The sequence below is a fragment of the Candidatus Symbiopectobacterium sp. genome (genome assembly GCF_020054415.1).
Taxonomy (GTDB): domain Bacteria; phylum Pseudomonadota; class Gammaproteobacteria; order Enterobacterales; family Enterobacteriaceae; genus Symbiopectobacterium.
Window position 1 is genome coordinate 1 of sequence record NZ_JAHWCO010000453.1, and the last position, 6,696, is coordinate 6,696.

Consider the following 6,696-nt stretch of genomic DNA (forward strand, 5'->3'; position numbering starts at 1 on the left):
GCGCTGCTTGAGGGCCTTGTTATAAGAGGGCCAGTTGGTGATTTTAAAATTTTGTTTTGCCATGGAGACCTGATTTTGAAACAACTGTGGTGATCTGCTCCGATGATTACCCAAAAGTTCTATTTATTCAACAAAGCCGGTCAGCAAAGCAATCGAGCCATTGGGTGCTGTAGGTGTAGGGCGACGTGGTGCCGTTGTAGAACAGGAGCGGGATGACCACGGGCAAGGTCTCGTTGCCTTGCTCCAAGTGCTGCTGCATGGCTGCCATGCTATCACGCATTAAACGCCACGCCATCAACTTCTCGGGCCTACTCTGGTGTTCGATCAATGTGTAGATATATCTTTTCCCCGTTTTTGTCTGCACGGAATAGAGCATATCCGAACACTGGGTGCGAAGGTCGTCTTCGATAAATCTGCACGATACCATCGCCAGCGTACTGAAATCGCAGCGTTCACGTAGATGAGGCGGCAAATGGATTTCCAGAAAGTCTCGGGCGACCGTGATATCGCCGAGGAATTTTTTGAACAGGGAGTCATGTTGGGAGAGTGAGGATGTTGTCATTGGAGCAGTATACCTTGCTCAGGTTACGGTATGCCATCGAAATCCCCCTCCCTCAAGTCTGTCAAATCTGGGCGATTCTGGCGTAGTTGGCAGGTCGAAATGGACGGTAACTTATTGATAAAAATGTCGTGTATTGTCGTGCTTTGTTGTTTTTTGAGCATGAAATGAGTCTAAGTATATGATAATTCGTATGTTAGTACTTTAGACCTTCGCTGGTAGTTATACAGTTCCTGCTTGCGTTTAGGCAGCATCTCCACCTCGGCGGGCTGAAAGCCGCGCTCCTGGAACCAATGGATGCTGTGCGTGGTGAGAACGAACAGTTTCTTCAGCCCCTGCTGACGTGCCTGTGCCGCAACGCGTTGTAGCAACATGTCTCCGCGCGAGGAACTGCGATAGTCAGGATGTACCGCGACGCAGGCCATTTCTCCGATGCTCTCTTCAGGGAACGGGTACAGCGCGGCGCAGGCGATGGTCAGGTTATCGCGGACCACCACGGTAAACTTATCGATCTCCGTTTCCAACTGCTCACATGAGCGGCGCACCAGAATCCCCTGTTGCTCCAGCGGACGGATCAGCTCGATAATGCCGCCAATATCGTTGATGGTGGCTCGGCGCACTTGCTCCGCACTCTCCATGACGATCTGCGTACCGATACCGTCACGAGAAAACAGTTCTTGCACCAGTACCCCGTCTTCCTGATAGCTGATCAGATGACTACGGCGCACGCCGCTCCGGCATGCGCGCACGGCACCACGCAGGAAGCGCACGGTTCCCGAGTTATAATCTCCATCGGCTTCACGCTCTTCGATGCAGCGCTGGGCGTCGTCGGGAAACAGTTCAGAAATGATGGTGCCATCCTGCGTGGTAACCCCTTGAGACGAACAGAAGCCAATCATTTTCTCGGCTTTCAATTTGATAGCTAACTGGGTCGCCACTTCCTCATACGTCAGATTGAAACTCTCGCCTGTGACAGATACAGCTACCGGGCCGAGCAGCACAATGGCGCCGCTGTCTAACTGGCGATGTATCGCAGCTTCATCAATACGCCGAATGCGACCGCTGTGGCAGTAGTCCACGCCATCATCGACCCCTAACGGCTGGGCGATAATAAAGTTACCGCTCACCACGTTGATGTGCGCGCCCTGTAGCGGCGTGTTATTCAAACTCATGGAAAGACGCGCGGTGATATCCAGTTGTAGCATGCCTGCGGCCTGTTTCACCAGGTCCAGCGTGTTGCTGTCGGTGACACGGGTATGCTTATGATAACGCGGCTCGAAGTGGTGTGTGGTCAGGCTGGCATCAATCTGCGGGCGGGCACCATAGACCACCACCAGCTTGATGCCGAGGCTATGCAGCAGACCAATATCGTTGACGATGTTGGCGAAGTTTTCATGTTCAATAGCTTCACCGCCCAGCATGATGACAAAGGTTTTGCCGCGATGCGCGTTGATATAAGGAACCGAATGGCGGAAGCCTTGGACCAGTTCTGTACTACGCTCCTTCACTGTGAGCCTCTCTGAGTAAATTTTTATTCGTAATTTGTGTATTTTTATTCTAATTGAACGAAAAGGCAAGGAGTAAGTCTCACAGTTCGGTCGTGTTCAGCGCTATTACCCTCTTTCTCAGTGCTGTGTTGATTTCCGTTCTGAATGACTGACTTGCTCTCCGGCCGTTTATACGCCGATACGATGATTTTTACATGACAGAGGTGGGAAGATTCGTTAAAGTTTTCACATTGTTAATACTGACTTTATCTTTTTCGCGTAATATCGCGGCAAATTACCTGTTGGTCTGTGTTTTTTGCCTGATATCACCGTTTGAGCACGCGCGCCAGTGCCTGCATGCGACAGCATAACAATGACTACAGCACCACAATAACGACAGCATAACGAATTGGAGTGGCATGTCTTATTCGAATCACAATCAGACTCGCCGCCGCCTCTTGCAAGGCGCGGCGGCAACCTGGTTATTGAGCGTCAGCGGCGCCGGATGGGCTGCTGCCGCCCAGGTGATCGCCGTTCGCGTCTGGCCTTCTTCAGCCTATACCCGCGTCACGTTAGAGTCTAACAGCACGCTAAAATACAAGCAGTTTATGTTAACCGACCCCAACAGGCTGGTTGTGGATATCGAAGATATCCAACTCAACAGTGTGTTGAAAACGGTTTCGCAGCAGTTTCAGTCTGACGACCCGCTGATCAAAGAAGCCCGCATTGGACAGTTTGATCCCAAAACGGTGCGTCTGGTTTTAGAGCTGAAGCAAGCCACCAATCCGAAAGTCTTTACCCTCGACCCTATTGCAGAGTTTAAACACCGCCTGGTGTTGGATCTCTACCCAGCGGTAGGGCGCTATAACAATGCGGACGATCCGCTTCTGGCGCTGCTGGAAGATTACAACAAGGGTGAGCTGGAGAGTAAATTACCGCCAGAAGCGCCGTTGGCGGGTAAAGCAGGGCACGATCGTCCGTTGGTTATCATGCTCGATCCCGGGCATGGCGGTGAAGATCCTGGAGCCATCGGTAAAAACCGCACGCGCGAGAAAGATATTGTGCTACAGATTGCGCGGCGGTTACGCAGCCTGATTGAGCGTGAACCCAATATGAAGGCGTATATGACGCGCAATGAGGATGTGTTTATCCCTTTGCGCGTGCGGGTGGCGAAAGCACGTAAGCAGCGTGCCGATCTGTTTGTATCGATTCATGCGGATGCTTTCACCAACCGTGCGGCGCGCGGTTCTTCGGTGTTTGCGCTGTCAAAGAAAGGTGCAACCAGCACTGCAGCGCGTTTTTTGGCGGAAACGCAAAACGAATCCGATCTGATTGGTGGCGTGGGCATGAGTGGCGATCGTTACCTCGACCATACGCTGTTTGATTTGGTACAGACCGCGACCATCAGCGATAGTCTGAAATTTGGCGGCGAAATCCTTAAGCGGCTTGGCAAAGTGAATAAGTTGCACAAGAACAAAGTCGATCAGGCCGGGTTTGCGGTGTTAAAAGCGCCCGATATTCCCTCGATTCTGGTAGAAACGGCGTTTATCAGCAATCTGGAAGAAGAGCGTAAATTGCGCACCAGCCGCTTTCAGCAGCAAATTGCGGAATCTATTCTGGCGGGGATTAAGGCGTACTTTGCCAGCGTGGGCAATCGTAAGTGAGGTGTTTACAGTATTGATTGGCTAAAAACAAAAAAACACCCGTCAGGGTGTTTATTGTAGGTAAGCTTCTTGAATCAATAAGTTGGTTGCGGGGGCCGGATTTGAACCGACGACCTTCGGGTTATGAGCCCGACGAGCTACCAGGCTGCTCCACCCCGCGTCCGTGGATGCGCACTATACTCTCCATTGCAGGGTATGCAACCCCTATTTGAAAAAAAGTGGCAGTTACCTGCACGTCTGACGGTTTTATCTGCACTTTGATCGATTTTTATTCACCTTCATCCACTTATGAAGATTGGCGCGTTTTCTTCTAGATGTGACTTTGTTATTGCGATGGCACTGATTTGGCAGGCTGTAATGAGAGCGAAAGAGAAAATGAGAAGATGTTGGGGTAAATATGTGCTGACCGGGGTGGTGATCGCCATTCTGGCAGGGTGTCAGTCCAGGCCGACCGACCGTGGGCAGCAGTATAAAGATGGGCGACTTGAGCAGCCGCTTGCGCTCGTTAATGAACCTAACGCCACCGGAAAGCCGGTTAATGCAGGCGATTTCGTTAACCAGGTGACAGAGATTAAGAATGCCTCCCCCGCGCTGTATGCCCGTAATCAGGACATTTTTCAGGCCATTCAACGTTGGATGCAGGCCGGTGCCGATACGCGTAACCTGAGCCAGTTTGGGCTTAATGCCTGGCAAATGGAGGGCGTGGATAATTTTGGTAACGTGCAATTCACCGGGTATTACACGCCGGTCGTGCAGGCGCGTTACACCCGTCAGTGTGAATTCCAACACCCGCTTTATGGTATGCCAGCCCCCAACAAAAAGAGTCGTCGCTTACCCGATCGCGCGGGTATTTATGCCGGTGCGTTGGGCGAACGCAATGTCCTTGCTTGGACCAACTCGCTTATGGACAACTTTTTTATGGAAGTACAGGGGAGTGGCTATGTGGATTTCGGTGATGGCCGACCGCTGACCTTCTTTGCCTATGGCGGCAAGAATGGGCATGCTTATCGAAGTATTGGCAACGTGTTGATCGACAGAGGCGAAGTGCCTAAAGAAGAGATGTCGATGCAGGCGATCCGCAACTGGTGCGAGACACACTCCGAGTATGCTGTGCGTGAACTGCTGGAGCAGAATCCTTCTTTTGTTTTCTTTAAACCGATGTCATCCGCACCAGTGAAGGGTGCGAGCGCTGTGCCGTTGATTGCCAAAGCCTCTGTAGCTTCCGATCGCTCGCTGATCCCACCGGGCACGGCCTTGCTGGCAGAAGTCCCCTTGCTTAACAACGAAGGGAAATTCACCGGCCGTTACGAGATGCGCATGATGGTGGCGCTTGACGTGGGAGGAGCCATCAAAGGCCAGCATTTTGATATCTATCAGGGTATTGGGCATGAAGCCGGTCATGCAGCAGGGTATTACAACCATTATGGCCGTGTCTGGGTGCTGAAAAATAATGTAGCATCTTCCTTCGGCACTACGTCTTTATTAATGCAAAGCGCCGCGCGTTAACGCATCCTTTATCGATGTTGGGAAAGAATAACTTTCCCGACATTTTGGTCATGTATTCAATATGTTGATTGCAGTGTGAAATGTCCGGTTTTGGGTGTGGAATACAGTGGCTAAAGTTGATGTAAGGTGCCCGTTTTGTGAACAGACATCTCCTGTGAAAGAACACGTTTATGGCAAAAGTGGCCATCAGCGTTACCGTCGTCAGTCATGCAAACACGGATGGCTACAGGGCTTACAACGACGAACTTCCAAAAGTAAAACACATTGTTAGCAAGCTGTATACACAGCGTATTGAGTGTGCACATCTGACACTGTGTAACCGATTGCAACGGCTCAATCGCAAGACGCTCGGATATTCAAAATCATCCGAAATGCACGATAGGTGCATCGGTACTTACATCGAACGCGAGTACTACGTTTGATGCTACATCAACTCATTGAATACACGACCGACAGGCGGAACGTGCGGCGCGCTGGGCCTTTTTCATCAACAAGGTTACTCATGTCAGGGATTACCTATTTCATTGTATTCTGGTGTTATTTCCGACCAGACTCAGTGCGCTTTAATGTGCGGATCCAACTAGGACTGGAGTAAGTCCACCAGAATATTTGCCACAATCACCAGCAGGGCGGAAAGCAGCAGTACACCCAGCAGCACGTTAAAATCACGTGCCATCACTGCTTCCAGCGCCAGTCGACCGAGGCCAGGCCAACTGAATACGGTTTCAACCACGGCAGCGCCGCCAAGCAGGTTGCCAAAGTGCATACCTGCAACGGTCGTGATCGGCAGCAACGCGCAGCGCAGAATGTGGCGTACGGTGACAAACAACGGGGTAAGGCCTTTGGCATGGGCGGCGCGTACAAAATCCTGTTGGGCGATTTCCAGCATCGCCGCGCGGGTTAAGCGGGCGTAAATCGCAATAAAAAAGCTGCTCAATGCCAGCACCGGCAAAATGGCGTGACGCAGCATATCCGCGACGTAGGCCCAGCCAGTGAGATCGGCTCCGATGGTGATGTTGCCGCCGCTCGGTAGCCAATCAAGCTGCACCGAGAACAGAATCAGCGTCATCAACCCGATCCAGAACCCCGGCGTGGAATAGAGCAACAGCGCCAGCACACGGTCAGGCCATTTCCCTGCCCATACCGCCATTACTGCGCCCAGCGCGATCCCGACCACGATAGCGATGGTCTGTGAAAGCAGCATCATCAGTAGCGTACTGGGCAGACGCGACATGATCAGATCCATCACGGGGGCGTTATAACGCGGTGAGAACCCTAGGCTGAAGTGGCTGAGGTTGCCAAGGTAGCTGAGAAGTTGGGAAAGAATAGGCTGATCCAACGGCTTTGTTGAATAAATAGATATTATGCTGCGTAGCCATAAAGGCTGCGGATTCCCTTGACGTAAAATCAGTATGTTAAATCCAGAGCGTGGTGATGCATCCCGGAGCGATCAGCATTTTAATCCAAAACAGGCGTGTCA

At 51.6% G+C, this 6,696-nt stretch carries 5 protein-coding genes, 1 tRNA gene and 2 pseudogenes; 3 read left to right on the top strand and 5 right to left on the bottom strand.

Going from position 1 to position 6,696, the window contains the following annotated elements; translation table 11 throughout:
* Positions 1-139: 139 nt before the first annotated feature.
* A pseudogene (locus tag QZ506_RS13145) lies at positions 140-562 on the bottom strand (Rpn family recombination-promoting nuclease/putative transposase); the annotation flags it as partial.
* 170 nt (positions 563-732) lie between these two features.
* Positions 733-2,067 (bottom strand): amino-acid N-acetyltransferase, encoded by a 1,335-nt coding sequence (gene argA / locus QZ506_RS13150; protein ID WP_291971606.1) that lies wholly within the window; start codon positions 2,065-2,067, stop codon positions 733-735.
* Between the two features lie 398 nt (positions 2,068-2,465).
* On the opposite strand from argA, the gene amiC reads away from it, so the two are divergent.
* Positions 2,466-3,710: an N-acetylmuramoyl-L-alanine amidase AmiC gene (amiC, locus tag QZ506_RS13155; RefSeq protein ID WP_291971608.1), complete on the top strand. Its 1,245-nt coding sequence runs from the start codon at positions 2,466-2,468 to the stop codon at positions 3,708-3,710.
* A gap of 83 nt (positions 3,711-3,793) precedes the next feature.
* Here amiC and QZ506_RS13160 read toward each other — a convergent pair.
* Positions 3,794-3,870 (bottom strand) — tRNA-Met (locus tag QZ506_RS13160).
* Between the two features lie 215 nt (positions 3,871-4,085).
* Between QZ506_RS13160 and mltA the strand changes: the two genes are divergently transcribed.
* Entirely contained in the window at positions 4,086-5,216 is a 1,131-nt protein-coding gene (gene mltA, locus QZ506_RS13165) for a murein transglycosylase A (protein WP_291971613.1), read from the top strand.
* Here mltA and QZ506_RS13170 read toward each other — a convergent pair.
* A complete protein-coding gene (locus QZ506_RS13170) occupies positions 5,182-5,403 on the bottom strand; it encodes a hypothetical protein (RefSeq protein WP_291971610.1) in 222 nt (73 codons plus the stop codon). The genes mltA and QZ506_RS13170 overlap by 35 nt on opposite strands.
* On the opposite strand from QZ506_RS13170, the pseudogene QZ506_RS13175 reads away from it, so the two are divergent.
* Positions 5,323-5,638 (top strand): annotated as a pseudogene (locus QZ506_RS13175) (IS1 family transposase). The gene QZ506_RS13170 and the pseudogene QZ506_RS13175 overlap by 81 nt on opposite strands.
* A gap of 158 nt (positions 5,639-5,796) precedes the next feature.
* Here the strand turns inward: QZ506_RS13175 and QZ506_RS13180 are convergent.
* On the bottom strand, positions 5,797-6,555 hold the full coding sequence (locus tag QZ506_RS13180) for an ABC transporter permease (protein ID WP_291971611.1): 759 nt from the start codon (positions 6,553-6,555) through the stop codon (positions 5,797-5,799).
* Positions 6,556-6,696: the final 141 nt, after the last annotated feature.